This is a genomic window from Carnobacterium jeotgali MS3 (assembly GCF_000745125.1).
GTDB lineage: Bacteria > Bacillota > Bacilli > Lactobacillales > Carnobacteriaceae > Carnobacterium_B > Carnobacterium_B jeotgali.
In genome coordinates this window covers 175,017-193,841 of sequence record NZ_JQNF01000003.1, presented here as the reverse complement: position 1 = coordinate 193,841, position 18,825 = coordinate 175,017, and the positions used below count along the sequence as shown (strand labels likewise).

Genomic DNA, 18,825 nt, shown 5'->3' with positions numbered 1-18,825 from the left:
AGGGGTCTTTATTCAATAAGGCTAAGTCAATAAAACTGAGGTGCTTAAAAATGACATCAAGTGTTGGGAAAAATTTATTTTATCAGTCATTATTTCAAGGTATCAGAATTTTAATGCCCATTGTAACCATTCCAATTATTTCTAAAGCGTTGGGCGCTCATGGTATCGGAATCTATTCCTTTACCAATTCGATAGCCGAATATTTTATCTTACTATCTGGTTTAGGTATCACATTGTATGGAAATCGCGAGATTGCAATGGTTCGAGAAGATAAAGAAAAATTAAACAAAACGTTTTCTGAATTAATTAGTTTGAAATTAGTGACAACTGCGATTTCGTTCATCCTTTATTCAGTTGTGGTAGTAGTTTTTCTTCACAGAGACTTCCTATATTACATTATTCAGTCGTTGCATATTATCGCTGTATTGTTTGATATCTCGTGGTTCTTTATGGGAATGGAAGATTTTAAAAAAGTCAGTTTAAGCAATTTAGCTGTTCAAACAGTTGTCTTTTTTGGAATTGTCTTTTTTATTAAAGATTATAGTGATCTACCGCTCTATCTATTATTACAAGCTTTAGGGAATCTTTTTTCACAATTAGTGATGTGGGGATTTATCTATAAAAAAATCTCGTTCAGGTTTGTTCCTATTAAACAAATGATGAGGCATTTGTTCCCAATGGTGGCTTATTTCTTCCCTCAAATAGCGGTTATTTTTTACACGACATTAAGTAAAACGATTTTAGGAGTCTTAGAGAGTCAAACTGCTGTTGGGATCTATACAAATACGCTTAATCTAAGCACGATTATCATTACAATGATCTCAACCATTAATTTGGTTATGCTTCCAAAAATGAGTAATTTGTTTTCAAAAAATAAGATTGATGAAATAAATAAAACCCTTCATAGCTTGATTCATGCTCAATTATTTATCTCTATACCAGCAGCATTTGGTGTAAGTGCCTTAGCAGCAACGCTGGTTCCTTGGTTTTTTGGAAATGATTTCGAGGTGTTGAAGGTTTTCGTTCCTATTATCGCACCCGTTATTATCATTATGCCGATTGGAATCGCTATTAGTAATCAATATTTATTGCCTAGAGGAAACACAAAAATTTATGCTTTTTCTACCTTTGGCGGTGCAGCAATCAGTATTTTGTTGAATTTTACCTTGATTCCACTATTAGGTGTCTTAGGATCTGTTATCACAAGTTTAATAGTAGAAACATTTGTTACGGTATTCCGGCTGATTTATTTAAACAAACAGAATAAGTTCACATTTGATAGTCGTTTGATTTTTAAGATGGTGGTTTCGGCAGCAGCGATGGCCGGAACGATCAAACTGACTACCAATGGAATGGATGATAATTTTGTAACAACATTAGTCCAAATTGTAATCGGAGCTGTAACGTATGGCAGCTGCTCAGTCGCTTTGAAAATCCCCTACTTAAAGGATCTTTTTGTAGTGTTAAAAGAGAAATTTTATCATTCAAAAAGATATAAAGTCAAAAATTAGAACTAGTCACTTTTTGAAATGAACGATTATGAGGAGGAACATAAGATGATGAAGATGATTGGAATGGTAGACTTGTTTAAAATATTAAAGAAACGCTGGTGGGTAATTACACTGTTAATTTTAATGGGAATTGCACTCACAACGCTCTTAACAAACTATTTACTTATTCCTCAATACACTTCTACAACGCAGCTACTAGTTAGTAGAAAAAATACAAACACACAATCTATAGAGTTAGGGGAAATCGAAAAGAATATTCAAATGATCAATACTTACCGAGACATCATAGAAGACCCTGTTGTAATTGACAGGGTGATCAATGAACTAGGAACTGATTTATCTGAAATTGAGCTGCAAAGTAAAATTGATATCATCACTCAAGATGATTCCCAAATATTTGGTATAAAAGTCACGGATTCAGATCCAACTCGTGCGGCAGAGATAGCTAATCTTGTAGCTGCGACCTTTCAAGAAAATATAAACGACATTATCAATGTTGAAAACGTAGCGATTCTTTCAAAAGCAAAAGTGAATTCAGATTCGATTTCACCTAATTTAACGTTAAACCAAATCGTAGGGGCCTTGGTTGGGTTTTTAGTAGGGCTGATTCTAGCCATAATTCTAGAAACGATGGATAAAAAAGTGCATGATGAACGAATGATTACTGAAAAACTTGGTTGGATACATTTAGGTAACATTACTGAGATGACAAAAGAAGAAGGATTCGTTGGAGAAAAACAACCCGTATTCACTGTACCAGCGAATCATTCTAAAAAAGTTTTAGGAGGAGATTAATCATGTTTAAAAACAGAAAAAATAATGATTCGTACGAAGGAAAAAACTTAATTACCTTAACGAATCCTTCTTCATTTATTTCAGAAGAATTTAGAACACTTCGAACCAATATTCAGTTCTCAATGATTGATAAAGAATTAAAGACATTGATGGTAACTTCTTCAAGACAAGGTGAAGGGAAATCAATGATTGCTGCTAATTTGGCTATTGTCTTTGCTTCACAAGGGAAAAAAGTGTTGCTTGTAGATGCCGATATGCGAAATCCTTCACTCCATAAGTTATTTAAAGTGAAAAATCAACTGGGGTTAACGAAAATCTTAACAACTAAAGGTAGCCAACTAATCCATCTTGTTCACCAAACAAGGCAGGAGAATTTAAGTTTACTGACAAGTGGTGTTTTACCTCCTAATCCTTCAGAGTTGTTGGCTTCACAACGAATGACGCAATTTATTGCCTTAGTCAAAAAAGAGTATGATTTGATTGTTTTTGATTTGCCACCTGTCAATATCGTAACCGATGCACAAGTTATGGGAAACAAAGCAGACGGTACGGTATTTGTCATCCGAAAAGAAGTAGCTGATCTAAGCGATATTTTAAAAGCTAAAGAACTTTTAAACTTAGTGCAAGCCAATATTATAGGAGCAATATTCAATAGTAAAGAGCGTATAAAAGGGATAAATGCAGGTTATTACGCTAAAGACAAAAATTAGAAAGCACTAGCTAACGGTTTTAAATCAAGTGAACGATTTCTTACTTAAAAAATACTAGGGGTGATTAAAATGATTCGAACGGTTCTAAATAAAAAAAGTCTGTATCTGTTATTAGATAGTTCTGTAATCCTTTTAGCAGGCGTGATAGCTTATTTCTTTTTAAACCCTTATGTAGCACTCCCGACGACCTCTTACGTATTTATGGTTGCTTTTGGAATAGCGGGTTACAGCATTTTAGCGGGCTATTCTGGTATCTGTGCTACTCTCTATCGCTACACCAGTATCAAAGACATGCTGATTATTTTTATTTCCATAACAGTATCATTTGGAGTAACGACGACCCTTGCTATCTTACTGTTAGCTGAAATGAGTTATAGGTATATTTTATTGATTTACCTGATCTCTTTATTATTAGTCAGTGGAGGACATATCGTTTTTAGAATTTTCCATGACTATAAAACAGGTCTATCGCCTGAGAAAAAGACGGCTAAAAAAATTCGTACGTTAGTCGTTGGTGCAGGAGATGGCGGAAATTTGTTTATCAAGAATATTTTGAAAACGTCAACAGATATAAAAGTAGTAGGTATTGTAGATGATAATAAAACTAAACACGGTATGCGGCTATATGGTATCCCAATTTTAGGAAAAGCAACCGACATTCCAATGTACACAAAAAAATTAGGCGTTGAGCAGATTACGATAGCTATTCCTTCATTAAAGCCGAAACAGCTAGAGCAAATTTTAGAAATTTGTAACAAAATCAATCTTCCGGTAAATTTAATGCCTTCAATCGAAGATGTGATGAATGGGAAGTTAACGGTTAGCCGCTTCAGAGAAATTGATGTTGTCGATTTATTGGGCAGAGAAGAAGTAACTCTAGATACTAAACAAATTTCAGCAGATTTATTTGGTAAAACGATTTTAGTCAGTGGTGCTGGAGGCTCGATTGGCTCAGAAATTTGCCGCATTATCTCTATTTTTTCTCCAAAAAAAATCATTTTATTAGGACATGGTGAAAATTCTATCTATCAGATCCATCGCGAATTGAACAAAAAATATGTTGGCAAAATAGAGATTGTGCCTGTTATAGCAGACGTACAAAATCGCCAAAGAATGTTTGATATTATGGAAATGTATAAACCAGACATTGTTTATCATGCGGCTGCTCACAAACATGTCCCAATGATGGAATCAAATACATTTGAAGCCTTAAGAAACAACGTGTATGGCACGAAAAATATTGCTGAAGCATCTAAAGCAGCTAAAGTAGGAACGTTCATTATGATTTCTACTGATAAAGCTGTTAATCCACCGAATGTCATGGGTGCAACAAAGCGGATCGCTGAAATGATCGTGACTAGTTTGAATGAAAAAGGCCAAACAAATTTTGCAGCTGTCCGTTTTGGAAATGTGTTAGGCAGTCGTGGCAGTGTGGTTCCATTATTCAAAGAACAGATTAAAGCTGGAGGTCCAGTGACTGTGACTGATTTTCGAATGACACGTTACTTTATGACCATTCCAGAAGCCAGTCGTTTAGTCATTCAAGCAGGTACTTTAGCAAAAGGTGGAGAGATATTTGTGTTAGATATGGGTAGCCCTGTTAAAATCGTTGATTTAGCTAAGAAAGTAATCAAATTAAGCGGATTTAGTGATGATGAAATACCTGTTATTGAAACAGGCATTCGTCCTGGAGAAAAGCTTTATGAAGAATTGTTGATTGCTAGTGAAAACACTGGTGAAAAAGTATACGATAAGATATTCGTGGGAAAAGCAGTGATGCGTTCATTAGAAGAAGTGATGGTGTTTTTGAAAACGTTAGAAGGTTGTAGCGAAGCATCTTTAAAAGAACAATTGATTTATTTTGCTAAAATGCATCAAGCAGCAGCGTAAAAACAACTAGTTGGATAGTGACATCTAGGAAGGGAACATGGACAAGACTGATTATCCATGATGGAGTGAGAAAGGAGGAGCAGTTATGTTGTCAATCATTGTTCCCGTTTACAACGTTGATAAAGTATTGCGGCATTGTTTAAATAGTTTGCGGTTTCAATCCTACCGAAATATTGAAATTATTTTAATTGATGAAGGATCCACAGACTTGAGTGGTGCGATATGTGATCGTTTTGCACGAGTGGATCCTCGTTTTAAAGTTTTTCATAAAAAGGTGAAGAATCTTTCAGAGGCATTAGATAAGGGTTTGCATATGGCTAAAGGTGAATTTGTTAGTTTTATTAACCCTGTTGACCGAATAGATGACCTTATGATTGAAAAGCTCTTATTAACGATTATTAAGAATCAAGCCGATATAGTCATAGCCAATTATGGAGAAGAACTAGGTAAAGCTGACCACATGGCAATTGAAGCTTCAAGTACAGTGATTTGGACAAAAGAAGAAGCGCTAAATAAAATAACGGAACAATTTAGACTTCAAAGTTTTTTGTGTAACAAGCTATTCGCAATTGATTTATTTCGTTCTGATCCTGCTCTTGAGTTTGATTTAACAGCGGATATTTTTGGAGATTTGTTGATGTCCATTCATTGTATTTTGAAGAGTAACAAAATTATCTATGATCCTAATTTGCATTATCACTATATTGCTTATAAACATGCGCCTTTTTTTAATGAACTCACAAAAGAAAAACTATCTGGTCCGAAAACACTATTGAAAATCATCGAATTAACCAAGAAAGTGGAAAAATTTGATGTTTCGATTATAAAAGAACAGTATGTAAATTATTCCATTCAATTATTGATGCATCTTTTAAATGAAGAAAGTAAAAATTGGCAGCAAATTAAAGAAGCTAAACAAAATTTGTATCATTTTTCATTAAATGAGCTCAGTAGTCAAAAGGTTAAAAAATCCTGTGTTTTAGCTAGGAAAATGACCTATATCTATTTTAATATTTGGAAAATAAGAAGTGAATCATTAGATTAACCAAATGTAGATGCGTTCTTCACATTCAAGTGCACTATAAAAGAAATAATTTTAGGTTTTTTTGAATATTTCTTCACATACTTAGTTGTTTTTCTTGGATTATTCTACTGTTTCGAGTAAAATAGAGATGTGAATCTAGCTATTAACTTGTTGAAATAGTATAGATAAATACTAAGAAGGAGTTGACCTAATTTGGCAACTATTCAAAAAGAAACCGTGATTATTGGAGCAGGACCAGGAGGCTATGTTGCAGCAATAAGAGCAGCGCAACTAGGGCAGAAGGTCACTATTATTGAAAAAGAGTCTATTGGTGGGGTTTGTTTAAACGTTGGTTGCATCCCTTCAAAAGCATTGATTACTGCTGGACATCATTTTCACAATGCGAAACATTCAGAAACATTTGGAATTACAACAGCAAATGTTACATTGGATATTACTAAAATGCAAAATTGGAAAGATACAAAAGTAGTAAACAGGTTAACACAGGGTGTTGAGGCCTTATTGAAAAAAAATAAAGTGGAAATTATTCGTGGAACAGCTATCTTCACAGATAAAAATCAGTTAACCGTTGAAACTAAAGACGGATCTCAAAAACTTGAATTTAAAAATGTTGTCATTGCTACAGGGAGTTCACCTTTAGCAGTCTCAGAAGTCCCATTTGGCGGACGTATTGTGGATACAACGGGCGGATTGAACATTACTGAACTTCCTAAACGTTTAGTCATTGTGGGTGGCGGATATGTTGCGACTCAATTAGCATTTGCGTTTAATAATTTTGGTTCTAAAGTAACAATTCTTGAAAAAGAAGACAGTATCATCAACTTCTTTGACAAAGATATGGTTAAATTAGTTAAGAAAAGTTACGCTGAAAAAGGCGTTGACGTTATCGAAGGCGTAAATATTACTAAATCTTCACAAATAAATGACGTAGTAACCGTCACTTATGAAAAAAATGGGAAAGAAGAAACAATTGAATCAGATTATGTATTGGTTTCTGCTGGTCGAGTGCCTAATACAGCTAAATTGAATTTAGAAGCTGTTGGTGTTAAATTGTTAGAAACTGGCAGAATTGATGTTGATGACTCTTTAAGAACGGGGGTTGAAGGTGTTTATGCAATTGGAGACATTACTCCAGGACCTGCGTTTGCGCACAAAGCAAGTCATGATGCAAAGATCGTAGCAGAAGTTATTTCTGGTAAAGATTCAGTGGTGAATTATAAAACGATGCCGATTGCGGCTTATACAGAACCTGAAATCGCCACAGTAGGATTAGCTGCTGATGAAGTAAAAGGCAACAAAGAATACAAAGTCAGTAAATTCTCATTAGCAGGGAATGGACGAGCATTATCATTAAATGCGACTGAAGGGTTTGTCCGTATGATCACTGAAGAAAACACAAACAAAATTGTTGGAGCACAAGTTATTGGGGTAAGTGCTGGAGATGTTATTGCAGAATTAGCGCTAGCAATTGAATTAGAAATGGTTGCTGAAGATATTTCATTAACCATACATGCGCATCCATCGCTTGCTGAATCAGTAATGGATACAGCTGAATTAGCTATGGGATTACCTATTCATATGTAAAGGATAAACTAAGGGCTTGAAAGTAAAGGATTTTCTTTACTTTCAAGCTCTTTTGTATTTAAATAACGTTAAAGAGAAAAATGGTAGAAGTCTAAGGAGGATATAATGACTAAGCAACTAAAACAGACTTATCCTAAAAAATGGATTGGGTTGAAACCTGCCCGTTTCAGAAAGTACAAAAATTGGATCAATGCTGTTAAACCAGGAATTTGTGGTACATATGTAGGAGCAGTAATTTTGCATGATGCTTTTAATCAGAAATATGGCATCGATTTAGAAAAAGAAAAATTGATTGCTGGTTTAAAGACGGTTATTGATGATACTTTTGCTTACAAAGGTACTTTTCCTTGGGATGTATGGCATGGATTGAACTGGATGCTAAAAGAAAATGACGATTTTGCAGTTAAAATGCGCATTGTTGCTGAAAAGAAAGTAGTCTCTTTGTTAAGTAGAGAACACCCCATACCGGTGGCAGTGGGTACAGCAACTTTATTTGGAAGTCCTTATAAGAATCATTGGGTAGTGGTTTACGCTTACGGATATAATGAAGAAAATAAACTATTTTTTAAAGCCTATGATAATCATGGACGATATACCGCTATTTTACCGGCCTCTCAAACAATTGGCTGTGTGTGGATAGAACCCGTTTAGTTTATTGGTAGCTTTAAAAGGTTTGATAAGAAATGAGTCGTCTTAATAAATAAATTTTTTATATAGATTAATTAAATTTAGAAAATAGTGCAGAGATGAACGGTTTTTAAGTCGTCTATGCGCTTTTTTGACGGAAATTAGTACGAAATAAGACAATGGAATCAAAAAGCCTAATCGAACTGTAAATTTATTTTTTTGCATGATAGAGTGAGTTCAATTAGGGGTTTTACTGTATCGTGAAACCGTTATGGAGGATACAGTGGAGCTTGGTTTGGTTCTCACTGTATCATCCAAGTCCGTTGCACGATAAAGTGAAGTTGCACTTACACATCACTTAACCGTGCAACTGTTTTAGTAACCGTAAATGATCAAAGAGTGCTTAGGTGTAAAGCCAAATAAGGTTCATTGCAATTATTTGCAATGAACCTTTTTTGGTACTGAAATGTACTGTTTATTCAACAGTTACGCTTTTAGCTAAGTTTCTTGGTTTATCAACATCGTTTCCACGGTGTAAGCTAGTATAGTAAGCGATCAATTGAGTTGGAATAACACTTACTAAAGGTGTTAATAAATGATGCACTTTTGGCAAGACATATGCATCTTCTGGTTGATCTAAACCATCTAAAGAAATAATCATGCTGTGTGCTCCACGAGAAATAACTTCTTGAGCGTTTCCACGCGTATGTCCAGCAGTGATTTCGTCAGTAATGATTGAGATAACAGGAGTGCCTTCTTCGATTAATGCGATTGTTCCATGTTTTAATTCTCCGGCTGCAAAGCCTTCAGTTTGAACATATGAAACTTCTTTCAATTTAAGTGCAGCTTCCATTACAACATAGTAATCAATACCGCGTCCAATGTAAAAGGCATTACGGCTGATGCTTAAGTGTGTAACAGATAGTTGTTCAAAAATTTCTTTTTCGTCAATGATTGATTCGATAGCTGTAGCGGCAATTCCTAATTCATGAGCAATATCTAAGTCCAAATCAAGTCCTTTTTTGCGACCTGCAAGTTCTCCAAGAATAGCAAGTACGGCAATTTGTGCTGTATAGGCTTTAGTTGAAGCAACTGCGATTTCAGGACCGGCATGCAATAATAATGTATATTTTGCTTCTCTAGAAAGAGTAGATCCATGAACATTTGTTAAAGTTAGTGAAGGGTAGTTTAAATCATTGATTTTCACTAATACTTGACGACTATCAGCAGTTTCACCACTTTGAGATAAGAAAATAAAGAATGGTTTCTCAGTTAGCAATGGTGTATTGTAGCCGAATTCGCTTGATAAATGAACTTCTGTTGGAATATTTGTTAAGTTTTCAAGAATTTGTTTGCCGACCCAACCCGCATTGTAACTTGTGCCACAAGCAATAATGTAAATACGGTCGCTGGCTGTCAATTCTTCAAGAATAGCTGAATCAATTTCTAACTCACCTTTGTCATTTTGGTAGTTTTGCACAATTTTACGCATAACGGCAGGTTGCTCATCAATCTCTTTAGCCATGTAGTGAGGATAAGTACCTTTGCTTAAATCATTTGCATCTAATAACGCAGTATATGAAGCACGGGTGATCACATCACCAGCAAGTGTTTCAATCTTGATATCATCAACGGTCAAAGTAGCAATTTCGCCATCCATCAGTTCGACAAATTGATTCGTCTCTTGAATCATCGCCATAGCATCGCTACAAATAACGTTGAATCCATCTCCTCTACCTAAAAGCAAAGGACTTTTATTTTTAGCTGCATAAACAACATCAGGGTTTTCGTTGTCAATCAATGCTAAAGCGTAAGAACCTTTTAACGCTACGATTGCTTTTTTGAAAGCATCAATCGTTTCTAATCCTTCTTCTTCAACATACCATGCAATCAATTGTACAATAATTTCTGTATCTGTATCGCTATGCAATGTTGTATCTGTCAGGAAAGCATCTCTTACTGCTTTGTAGTTTTCAATTACTCCGTTATGAACAAGGTTAAAACGACCGCTATTTGATTGGTGAGGATGAGCGTTTTCAACACTAGGAACTCCATGAGTTGCCCAACGTGTATGTCCGATACCCGTTTTTGCAGGAACATTATGATCCACTTTTTCTCTTAAAGCAGCAATCCGTCCTTTTTCTTTAAATAAATGCCCTTGATCTTGGTCATCCATTACATAAATACCAGCTGAATCATAACCACGGTATTCTAACATTTCAAGTCCTTGTAATAAAATATCTTTTGCATCTTGTCTTCCAATATAGCCAACGATTCCGCACATGTCTAAATTCCTACTTTCTTTTTCTTAGTAATCTTCCTTGGTGAAAGCAACTTTTTTAGTTTTATTATTGGGTTATCAAAGTTATTCTTGTAGTGTTTTTTTATAATTAATTTAAATTGGTATATACACTAAAAAAGTTATTAATCTGTCAAGTAGGTTAATAATAAAGGAATGAAAATAGAATGTCAACATTTATTTATAAAGTGGTATAATGGTCTATATCAGTTTAGGAAACAACATTAGAGCGTTAACGGTAAGCATTATAAAATGATAACTTACTGTTAACGGTACATTTGACAAACTCATTGTTGCCAAACTCAACACTAGATTCCGTTGTAATCGGATACAAACGAAGATAAACTTAGGTTAACAAAAAAAGATTAAAGGAGGAATTACCGTGGAACAAACACAGAAAAAAGGAACAAAAGCTACTGTCCAACGTTTTGGGAGTTACCTAAGCAGTATGGTTATGCCGAATATAGGTGCATTTATTGCATGGGGTATTATTACAGCCTTATTTATTGAGGCAGGTTGGCTTCCAAATGCTGATTTAGCAACTATGGTTGATCCGATGCTGAAATATTTATTGCCATTATTAATTGGATACACAGGTGGAAGCATGGTATATGGTCAACGTGGAGCTGTTGTTGGAGCGATTGCAACGATGGGAGTTATCGTAGGATCAGGAGTTCCAATGTTTATTGGTGCTATGGCCTTAGGACCTTTGGGTGGATTCTTAGTCAAGAAATTTGATGATATCTTTAAAGATAAAATCAGAGCTGGATTTGAGATGTTAGTTAATAACTTTTCAAGTGGAATTATTGGATTTATTTTATCTGTTATCGCATTTTATGCTGTCGGACCTTTTGTAACAGCGTTAACAAATGCACTTGCAAGTGGAGTTGACTGGGTTGTTAATGCAGGACTATTACCGCTAGCAAATATTTTTATTGAACCCGCAAAAATCCTATTTTTGAATAATGCAATTAATCATGGTATATTGACACCATTAGGAATTGAGCAAGCTGCAGAGACTGGAAAATCAATTCTATTCCTATTAGAAGCTAATCCAGGACCTGGTTTAGGATTATTGTTAGCTTACTCAATCTTTGGAAAAGGTGCTGCTAAAGCTTCTGCACCAGGAGCTATTCTAATTCACTTAATCGGTGGGATTCACGAAATCTACTTCCCGTATGTATTAATGAAACCGGCATTATTCTTATCTGTAATTGCAGGTGGTGTTGCGGGTACATTCACAAATACAATCTTCAATTCAGGTTTAGTAGCAGCGGCATCTCCAGGATCTATCATTGCTGTATTAGCAATGACTCCAAGAGGTGGATACATCGGAGTTCTTCTAGGTGTCATCGTAGCGGCAGCTGTTTCATTCTTAGTGGCTATGGTCATTCTTAAATCTGATAAATCAACAGAAACAATTGAAGAAGACAATTTCTCAGCAAAAGTTCAAGAATCACAATCATTAAAAGCTGAATCAAAGGGAGCAAACAACAGAACAACAGCTCCAACAACTCAAGCAGTGGTTGCAGATGATACTGCAGTTGTCGGACAAAAAGAGATCAAACGCATTATCTTTGCTTGTGATGCTGGTATGGGATCAAGCGCAATGGGAGCTTCTATTATGCGTAAGAAAGTGAAAGATGCTGGTTTAGATATTTCGGTAACCAATTCAGCAATCAGTAATTTAAAAGATGAAGACGGTTTATTGGTGATTACTCAAAAAGAATTAACACCACGTGCTACACAAAAAACACCAACAGCAACTCAAGTTTCAGTTGATAATTTCTTGAACAGTCCTAAATATGAAGAAATTGTTGAAACATTAAAAAAACAATCATAAGCATTTTATCTAGACAATAAGATGCAAATAAGTAAGGGATAAAAGCGGTGAGTGCGTATTCACTGCTTTTATCTGTTTAAACTTTGTCTAGAAACGAGATGGAAAAATTGTACATTTCTAAAAGAGAAAAAGAGATCATTGAAGTCTTACTTGAACAAAAGAATGGCGTCACAGTAAATTACTTAAGTGATGAATTAAAAGTCAGTAATCGAACAATCTACAGGGAACTTTCTAGCCTGGAGAGTACGTTGGCTAAGTATCAAATTAAATTGATACGAGAGTCAGATATTGGTTACCGACTTGTTGGAAAACCGGCTTTATTTAAAGAATTACAGCAACACTTGTCTGCTTCTCCAGAAGAATTAACAGCTCAACAACGGCAAAGTATGTTAGTGATTAAGCTATTGATGCAAGAAAAAGAAGTGAAGATGGAATCCCTTGCCATGGATCTTCAAGTCAGTATTAGTACGATTCAAGCAGATTTGATTTCAATTGAGGAAGTATTTAAAGCGTACAAAATTGATATCGAGCGTAAAAAAGCTAAAGGTATTCAAGCAGTTGCATCAGAAAGCAGTCGTCGTTTGATTATTAGTGGTTTAATCCATAGTGAAATCAATGAATATGATTTCTTTCAATTAATGGAAAATGAAACTAAAGGTGACGCCAAAGAGTGGGAGGTTAGCCAAAATCCATTTTTAAAACAATTAAGTAAAGAAGACCTTTACCATGTATACGCAGTGGTTAAACAATTTGGTCAACATTATTTTGATGAAGTCACCGATAGTCAATTGCAGCGTTTAGTCATATTGCTATGTATCTCGATTATGAGGTTACGTGAAGGGCACCAGATTCATTCTTTTGGAGCCACAACTTTATTAGCGGACAGTGATCAAACGAAAAGTATTGAAACAGCAACGGCTGTTTATGATTTTATGCAAAAATTATATGGCATAGCCATTACAAAGGAAGAAATTCAATTTTTAGGTCTCCAAATTCAAGGGTTGAATGTTCCGCTGCGTAATGACTTTCTCTCAGAAGAGTACGATACAGACCTAGGTTATAAAGTGAGGGAATTGATTCGGCTAGTTTCGAATGAATTGGATTGGAACTTCAACCAAGACGAAACTCTTTTTCATGACTTATTAGCACATATTTCAGCTGCCATTAAACGAGCGATTGCCCCAATGCCAGAGAGTAACAACCCTTTACTAGAAAAAATTCTAATGCAGTATAGCGATTTGAGTTCTTCTGTTAAAGAAAAGCTAACGCATATTTTTCCAATGATTCATTTTTTGCCGAATGAAATTGTTTATATTGTCATTCATTTTGCTTCCGCATTTGAAAGACAACCTAAAGTACAAGAATTAAAGGCTCTGGTTATTTGCTCAAGTGGGGTGGGAACAGCTAAAATATTGGAAAGTCGCATTCGTAAATACATTCCAGAAATAACCACTATTGAAATTTCTAGAATATCTAAACTACACCGGATTGATTTTGATGAATACGATTTGATTTTATCAACGATTTTTTTACAAGGATTTGAAACGGAATACAAAGTTGTGACTCCATTGTTAATGGATAACGAAATCAAAAGTATCCAATTGTATATTCGTCAAATTATTTCTGAAAAGAAAAAAAGTAAAGAAAAAAACGAGAAAATCATTCTTACCAATCAAAAAGATGAATCAGAATTTAAAGAATACTATCAAAAGATGTCAATTGCCAATGAGATTTTGGAAAGTTTTGATGTGCAACAAACGGTTGTGTCGCAAGAATTAAGACCCGTTATTTCAGCCATTTGTAAAAATTTGGAAGACCGTGTTTTAACAGATAGTGACCGTATTGTTCATAAATTAATGGATCGAATGGAGTTAGCTCCTATTGGACTTCCTAATACAAATATGGCATTATTTCACTGTATTGATTCAACCATTAAACAACCATTTTTTTCGATTTACGAATTACCAAAAGCGCTTGAAGTACTCGGAATCGATCGGAATCCAATCCAGATGCAGCGAATTCTGATGATGCTGGGCCCAGATCCATTAAGCGAGAGTTCACAAGAAATCTTGGGTTCGATTAGTTCAGCAATTGTTGAGAGTGATTTAACAATGGAAATCTTTAATTCAGGTTCTAAGCAATTGTTAAACAACTATTTAAGCAGTATCTTTTTAGAAAAATTAAAAAAATAAAACTCAAGGAGAGAATCAATTATGGATATTTTAGAATTAACGAGCATTAAATTAAACCAATCATTTAACACAAAAGAAGAGGCTATACGTGCAGCGGGTGAAATTTTAGTAGAAAATGAATACGTAAAAGCAGGATACATTGAAGAAATGCTGAAACGCGAAGAAAATGTAACAACGTATATGGGCAACTTTATTGCTATTCCACACGGAACGGAAAATTCAAAAGACTTAATCAATCAATCAGGTATTTCAATTGTTCAAATTCCAGGAGGAGTAGATTTTGGGACTCCTGAGGAAGAAAAATTAGTAACAGTTGTTTTCGGAATAGCTGGTGTGGGTAACGAGCATTTAGATATCCTTTCACAAATCGCTGTCTATTGTTCAGAAGTCGAGAATGTTGTTAAATTGGCAGACGCATCATCTGAGCAAGAAATAAAAGAATTACTAGAGGGGATTGAATAATATGTTAGCGATTCATTTTGGTGGAGGAAATATTGGTCGTGGATTTATAGGAGAAGTCTTGAATAAAAATGGTTTTAAGATTGCTTTTGTTGATGTGAATAAAGAAATCATCGATGCTTTAAATGATAAAAATGAATATATAATCGAATTGGCTCAAGAAGGGACACCGCAACTCACTGTCAATAATGTTTATGGCATCAACAACGGAACTCACCCAGAAGAAGTCATTGCAGCGTTTGAAGAAGCAGATATCGTAACAACGGCAATTGGTCCGAAAATTTTACCATACATTGCTCCATTGATTGCTAAAGGGATTCAAAAAAGAAGAGCGAGACAATCGATGCAACCAATGGACGTGATTGCTTGTGAAAATATGATTGGTGGTAGTACATTTCTTAAAGAAGAAGTGCTAAAACATTTAGATAATGAAGACATAAGCTATGTGGAACAATACATTGGTTTTCCAGATGCAGCAGTTGACCGTATCGTTCCACTCCAATCTCATGAAGATAAATTATTCGTGTCTGTTGAAGGATATAAAGAATGGGTCATTGATGAGTCTAAATTAAAGAATACTGAGCTGCATTTAGAAGGTGTACATTACGCACCTGATTTAGAACCGTTTATTGAAAGGAAATTATTTACCGTAAATACTGGGCATGCAACGACCGCTTATGTTGGCAAATATGAAGGATATAAGACTATCGATGAAGCGTTAAAAGATGAAAAAGTGAAACAACAAGTTGAAGCTGTACTAGCTGAAACGGGCGCTTTAATGATTGAAAAATGGCAGTTTGATGCTGAAGAGCATAAAGCGTACATTGCTAAAATTCTTTCTCGATTTGTTAATCCATACATTTCAGATGATATAACGCGTGTAGCTAGAACACCAATGCGTAAATTAGGCTATGACGAGCGCTTTATTCGTCCGATTCGAGAAGCAAATGAAAGAGGTCTTGAAACGGAGCATTTGATTCAAACAGTTGCTAAAGCACTGATGTATCGTGATGTTAATGATGAAGAAAGTCAACAAATGGAAAAATTATTGACTAATCAATCTGTTGAAGCGGTCATTCGCGAAGTCACTCAATTAAAAGATGAAGCATTAATTGGGAAAATTGCTAGTGAATATGCTGCATTGTCAAACTAAAAGGCAGAATGAAGAACAGCAATGGAAGATAAAAAAGAGTTGAGCAATTTGCTCAACTCTTTTTTATCTTCCAAATTTTTTTCTACCCAACACGGGCTTCGTTTCTTACGGTTGCTAATTTTTCGTTTACCATAGAGAGTACTTTTTCAGCATCTGTTACTTTTTCTAAGTCATACTGATTGATATCGATGACTAGAGTGGCACTTTTATCGTAATCGCTAAACCAATCATCATATTGACTGTGAAGATGAGTATAATAGTCTAATAAACCATCATTTCCTTCAACTTGTTCAAAGGTACGACCACGTTTTTCAATTCTGCTCAAAACAGTATCTAAAGATCCGCGTAAGTAAATTAAAAGATCTGGAGATTTTTTAGGCATGTTATCAAGTTCTTCCATCATGTTGTCTAATAAATCCAAGTAAGTATCCATCTCAGCATCACTCATATTGCCTTCTTCGTAATTAATACGAGTAAATAAAGCATCTTCATAAATAGAGCGATCTAATACATTGTTTTCGTGCTTAAAAGCCTCTTTGATGCTTCTAAAACGCGTATTTAAAAAATAAATTTGCAATGAAAAAGCCCAGCGCTCAGGATTTTCATAAAATTTTTCTAAAATACGATTATCATCCACACTTTCATAGAAAGCTTCACTTCCTAATGCTTCTGAAATAAATTTTGTGTAGGTGCTCTTACCAGCACCAATCATACCAGCTAAAACAATCACAGCTTTATTTTCTCCCCTCATATAACGGCCACACTCCTATCAAAGACCGATGTCTTCTTCTACATTCTTTTGCGAGTTCTAGTATACCATATTTTGGGGTATTCGTTCGGTGAATTTTGAAACATAGGCGAAATAAACTACGTTAGACAACTAATTTTTGACACGTTTTTGGGCCAACAATCCCGTCAGATTGAAGGCCAGAAACGATTTGGAATTCTTTTACTGCACGTACTGTGTTTGGCCCAAAAGTGTTATCTGGCATCCCAACAATTTGAAAGTTATTGCCTAATAAGAAGGCTTGGATTGCGTAAACATCCCAACCGGTTGAACCACTTTTTAAGGTTCTCATGTTTGCAGCAGTTTTAGGTCCCCAATAGCCGTCTATAGCAGAACCAACCGTTTTTTGGATCAATTTTATTAAGCCTTGCTTTGTTAGTGATCCAAATAAGCCGTCTTGTTTAATGCCCAACATTTTTTGAACCATTTTGATTGCCTCAGTTTGTGAGAAGGTAAGGGATGGTTGTTGGTCAATGGATATAAGTAACGTTTGACCAATCGATAGGGTTTCAGAAGATATGTTGTTTATTTTTTTCAGCCAGGTAAGCGTTGTATGGTATTTTTTAGCAATGCTCCATAAAGAATCCTTTTTTAAAACAAGATGATATAAATGATTTGGTTTAGATGGTGAAAGAATAGGTATAAGAACAGTTTGACTAGTCGTAGTCAAATCTTTAGCAAATTGTTCAAGCGTAATAGAGTGCTGTAAAAGGTAGGCAGCGGGATCTTTATGAGTTGTTCCGCCTAAATTGCTAGAGACCCAATGATGCGTTTTAATACCTTTAGAAGCAATAGTAGTACCAGAATCTAAAGTTATTGGGATACTTGATTCAGTTGCAAGGTTTCGCAAGAGCCATATATAAGCTTGATAATCTTTTTTAAACCAGTCCGAATTTGATGTTCGAGCCAGTTCTACTTGTGCATAGGCATGAGGATTTGCATATTTTCCCGCACCAAACTGTACTTTCCCTGTTTCAGCAATTTGAATGATTCTGCCACCGCCGCCAACCCAATGACTCGTGAAAGCACCGTTAGACTGAGCCTGTTGTTTCATAAAAGCAATCTCATTTTCTAAAGCTAATGGACCACTATTTTTGGCATTCCCTGATTCATGAGCAATAATCAAGCTGCTGCTGATTAGCTTTTTTTGAGTGATGGGTAAAAGTTGTTGTTCGATCGTATACGTCATTTGAATTCCTCCTTTGAAAAAAAAGTGAGATGAGACAAAAGGTCTCATCTCACTTGCATATCTGAATAGTTAGTCTAACCGATTTTTGACACGTTTTATTCTACTTCGAAAATATCATTTACGACCCGTTCAACGTAGCGTGCTCCAACCGTAGTAGCATAAGGGTTTGTACCTTCAATTTGAAACATATTTAATGAGATAATAGAGTTCATTGCTTGTAGGGCCTGTTCTTTTGTTAGGTTGAGAATAGGATCTTTTACGCTCATTGCTTTAGTTTTTCCTAAGCTTGTCCCAAATCTTAATTCAAGTGATTTTGCCATGTCTTACTTCCTCCTTTTGTGGGTAAACTAATTGAATATAAAGTTTGTTACCGTTTAGCGGGTATACGTATATTCTTCAACCATGACGGTTTCTAAATATGGGAAACTAGTCAAAGCTTCTAAAGCAGCAGTAAACCCTTCAACTTGTTCCGGTGTGACATTTTTGATTGTGTTTGAATAGCTGCGTGATAATACTTTCTCATTTGCTGCATCCTCAAAATGTACTTCGATTGCTCCTTTTGTCCATTCTTTTTGCATAATTGCTTCCTCCTCTTGAGATAAGTTGCTGTGTAAGCTATTTGTCATGACATCTTACACTTCTAATAACGGCTAGAATAAAAATAGTGTTACCTATTGTGTCGAAGAATGCGAAATAAAACACAAGCTTATAAAATTCCTACAGATAAATTAAATTTTTCGT

General features: G+C 35.2%; 16 protein-coding genes. 11 read left to right on the top strand and 5 right to left on the bottom strand.

Going from position 1 to position 18,825, the window contains the following annotated elements; all coding sequences use genetic code 11:
• Nucleotides 1–50: 50 nt before the first annotated feature.
• From BP18_RS01150 to BP18_RS01120, 7 genes are all read left to right on the top strand, one after another.
• Entirely contained in the window at nucleotides 51–1,511 is a 1,461-nt protein-coding gene (locus tag BP18_RS01150) for an oligosaccharide flippase family protein (protein WP_029277119.1), read from the top strand.
• Nucleotides 1,512–1,556: 45 nt separating this feature from the next.
• Nucleotides 1,557–2,306, top strand: a complete 750-nt coding sequence (locus BP18_RS01145) for a YveK family protein (RefSeq protein WP_029277117.1) — start codon at nucleotides 1,557–1,559, stop codon at nucleotides 2,304–2,306.
• A 2-nt stretch (nucleotides 2,307–2,308) separates the two neighbouring features.
• On the top strand, nucleotides 2,309–3,016 hold the full coding sequence (locus BP18_RS01140) for a CpsD/CapB family tyrosine-protein kinase (RefSeq protein ID WP_029277115.1): 708 nt from the start codon (nucleotides 2,309–2,311) through the stop codon (nucleotides 3,014–3,016).
• A gap of 69 nt (nucleotides 3,017–3,085) precedes the next feature.
• On the top strand, nucleotides 3,086–4,906 hold the full coding sequence (locus BP18_RS01135; RefSeq protein ID WP_035050152.1) for a polysaccharide biosynthesis protein: 1,821 nt from the start codon (nucleotides 3,086–3,088) through the stop codon (nucleotides 4,904–4,906).
• 85 nt (nucleotides 4,907–4,991) lie between these two features.
• Entirely contained in the window at nucleotides 4,992–5,951 is a 960-nt protein-coding gene (locus BP18_RS01130; RefSeq protein WP_029277113.1) for a glycosyltransferase family 2 protein, read from the top strand.
• 192 nt (nucleotides 5,952–6,143) lie between these two features.
• A complete protein-coding gene (gene lpdA / locus BP18_RS01125; RefSeq protein WP_029277111.1) occupies nucleotides 6,144–7,535 on the top strand; it encodes a dihydrolipoyl dehydrogenase in 1,392 nt (463 codons plus the stop codon).
• 105 nt (nucleotides 7,536–7,640) lie between these two features.
• Nucleotides 7,641–8,186, top strand: coding sequence for a hypothetical protein (locus tag BP18_RS01120; protein WP_007725002.1), 546 nt, complete (start codon nucleotides 7,641–7,643; stop codon nucleotides 8,184–8,186).
• A 451-nt stretch (nucleotides 8,187–8,637) separates the two neighbouring features.
• On the opposite strand, the gene glmS is transcribed toward BP18_RS01120, so the two are convergent.
• A complete protein-coding gene (glmS, locus tag BP18_RS01115; protein ID WP_007724999.1) occupies nucleotides 8,638–10,446 on the bottom strand; it encodes a glutamine--fructose-6-phosphate transaminase (isomerizing) in 1,809 nt (602 codons plus the stop codon).
• Nucleotides 10,447–10,843: 397 nt separating this feature from the next.
• On the opposite strand from glmS, the gene BP18_RS01110 reads away from it, so the two are divergent.
• From BP18_RS01110 to BP18_RS01095, 4 genes are all read left to right on the top strand, one after another.
• Nucleotides 10,844–12,304 (top strand): PTS mannitol transporter subunit IICB, encoded by a 1,461-nt coding sequence (locus tag BP18_RS01110; RefSeq protein ID WP_007724991.1) that lies wholly within the window; start codon nucleotides 10,844–10,846, stop codon nucleotides 12,302–12,304.
• 83 nt (nucleotides 12,305–12,387) lie between these two features.
• A complete protein-coding gene (locus BP18_RS01105; RefSeq protein ID WP_331279836.1) occupies nucleotides 12,388–14,496 on the top strand; it encodes a BglG family transcription antiterminator in 2,109 nt (702 codons plus the stop codon).
• Between the two features lie 21 nt (nucleotides 14,497–14,517).
• Nucleotides 14,518–14,958, top strand: a complete 441-nt coding sequence (locus tag BP18_RS01100) for a PTS sugar transporter subunit IIA (RefSeq protein WP_007724986.1) — start codon at nucleotides 14,518–14,520, stop codon at nucleotides 14,956–14,958.
• Between the two features lies 1 nt (nucleotide 14,959).
• On the top strand, nucleotides 14,960–16,108 hold the full coding sequence (locus BP18_RS01095; protein ID WP_007724984.1) for a mannitol-1-phosphate 5-dehydrogenase: 1,149 nt from the start codon (nucleotides 14,960–14,962) through the stop codon (nucleotides 16,106–16,108).
• 82 nt (nucleotides 16,109–16,190) lie between these two features.
• Here the strand turns inward: BP18_RS01095 and BP18_RS01090 are convergent, their stop codons facing one another.
• From BP18_RS01090 to BP18_RS01075, 4 genes are all read right to left on the bottom strand, one after another.
• Nucleotides 16,191–16,859 (bottom strand): deoxynucleoside kinase, encoded by a 669-nt coding sequence (locus BP18_RS01090; protein WP_007725299.1) that lies wholly within the window; start codon nucleotides 16,857–16,859, stop codon nucleotides 16,191–16,193.
• Nucleotides 16,860–16,980: 121 nt separating this feature from the next.
• Nucleotides 16,981–18,084 carry a peptidoglycan-binding protein gene (locus tag BP18_RS01085; protein WP_007725298.1) on the bottom strand — a complete coding sequence of 368 codons (1,104 nt, stop codon included), beginning with the start codon at nucleotides 18,082–18,084 and terminating at the stop codon, nucleotides 16,981–16,983.
• Nucleotides 18,085–18,179: 95 nt separating this feature from the next.
• Nucleotides 18,180–18,404, bottom strand: a complete 225-nt coding sequence (locus BP18_RS01080) for a DUF2922 domain-containing protein (protein WP_007725297.1) — start codon at nucleotides 18,402–18,404, stop codon at nucleotides 18,180–18,182.
• A 54-nt stretch (nucleotides 18,405–18,458) separates the two neighbouring features.
• Nucleotides 18,459–18,662, bottom strand: coding sequence for a DUF1659 domain-containing protein (locus BP18_RS01075; protein ID WP_007725296.1), 204 nt, complete (start codon nucleotides 18,660–18,662; stop codon nucleotides 18,459–18,461).
• Between the last annotated feature and the right edge of the window lie 163 nt (nucleotides 18,663–18,825).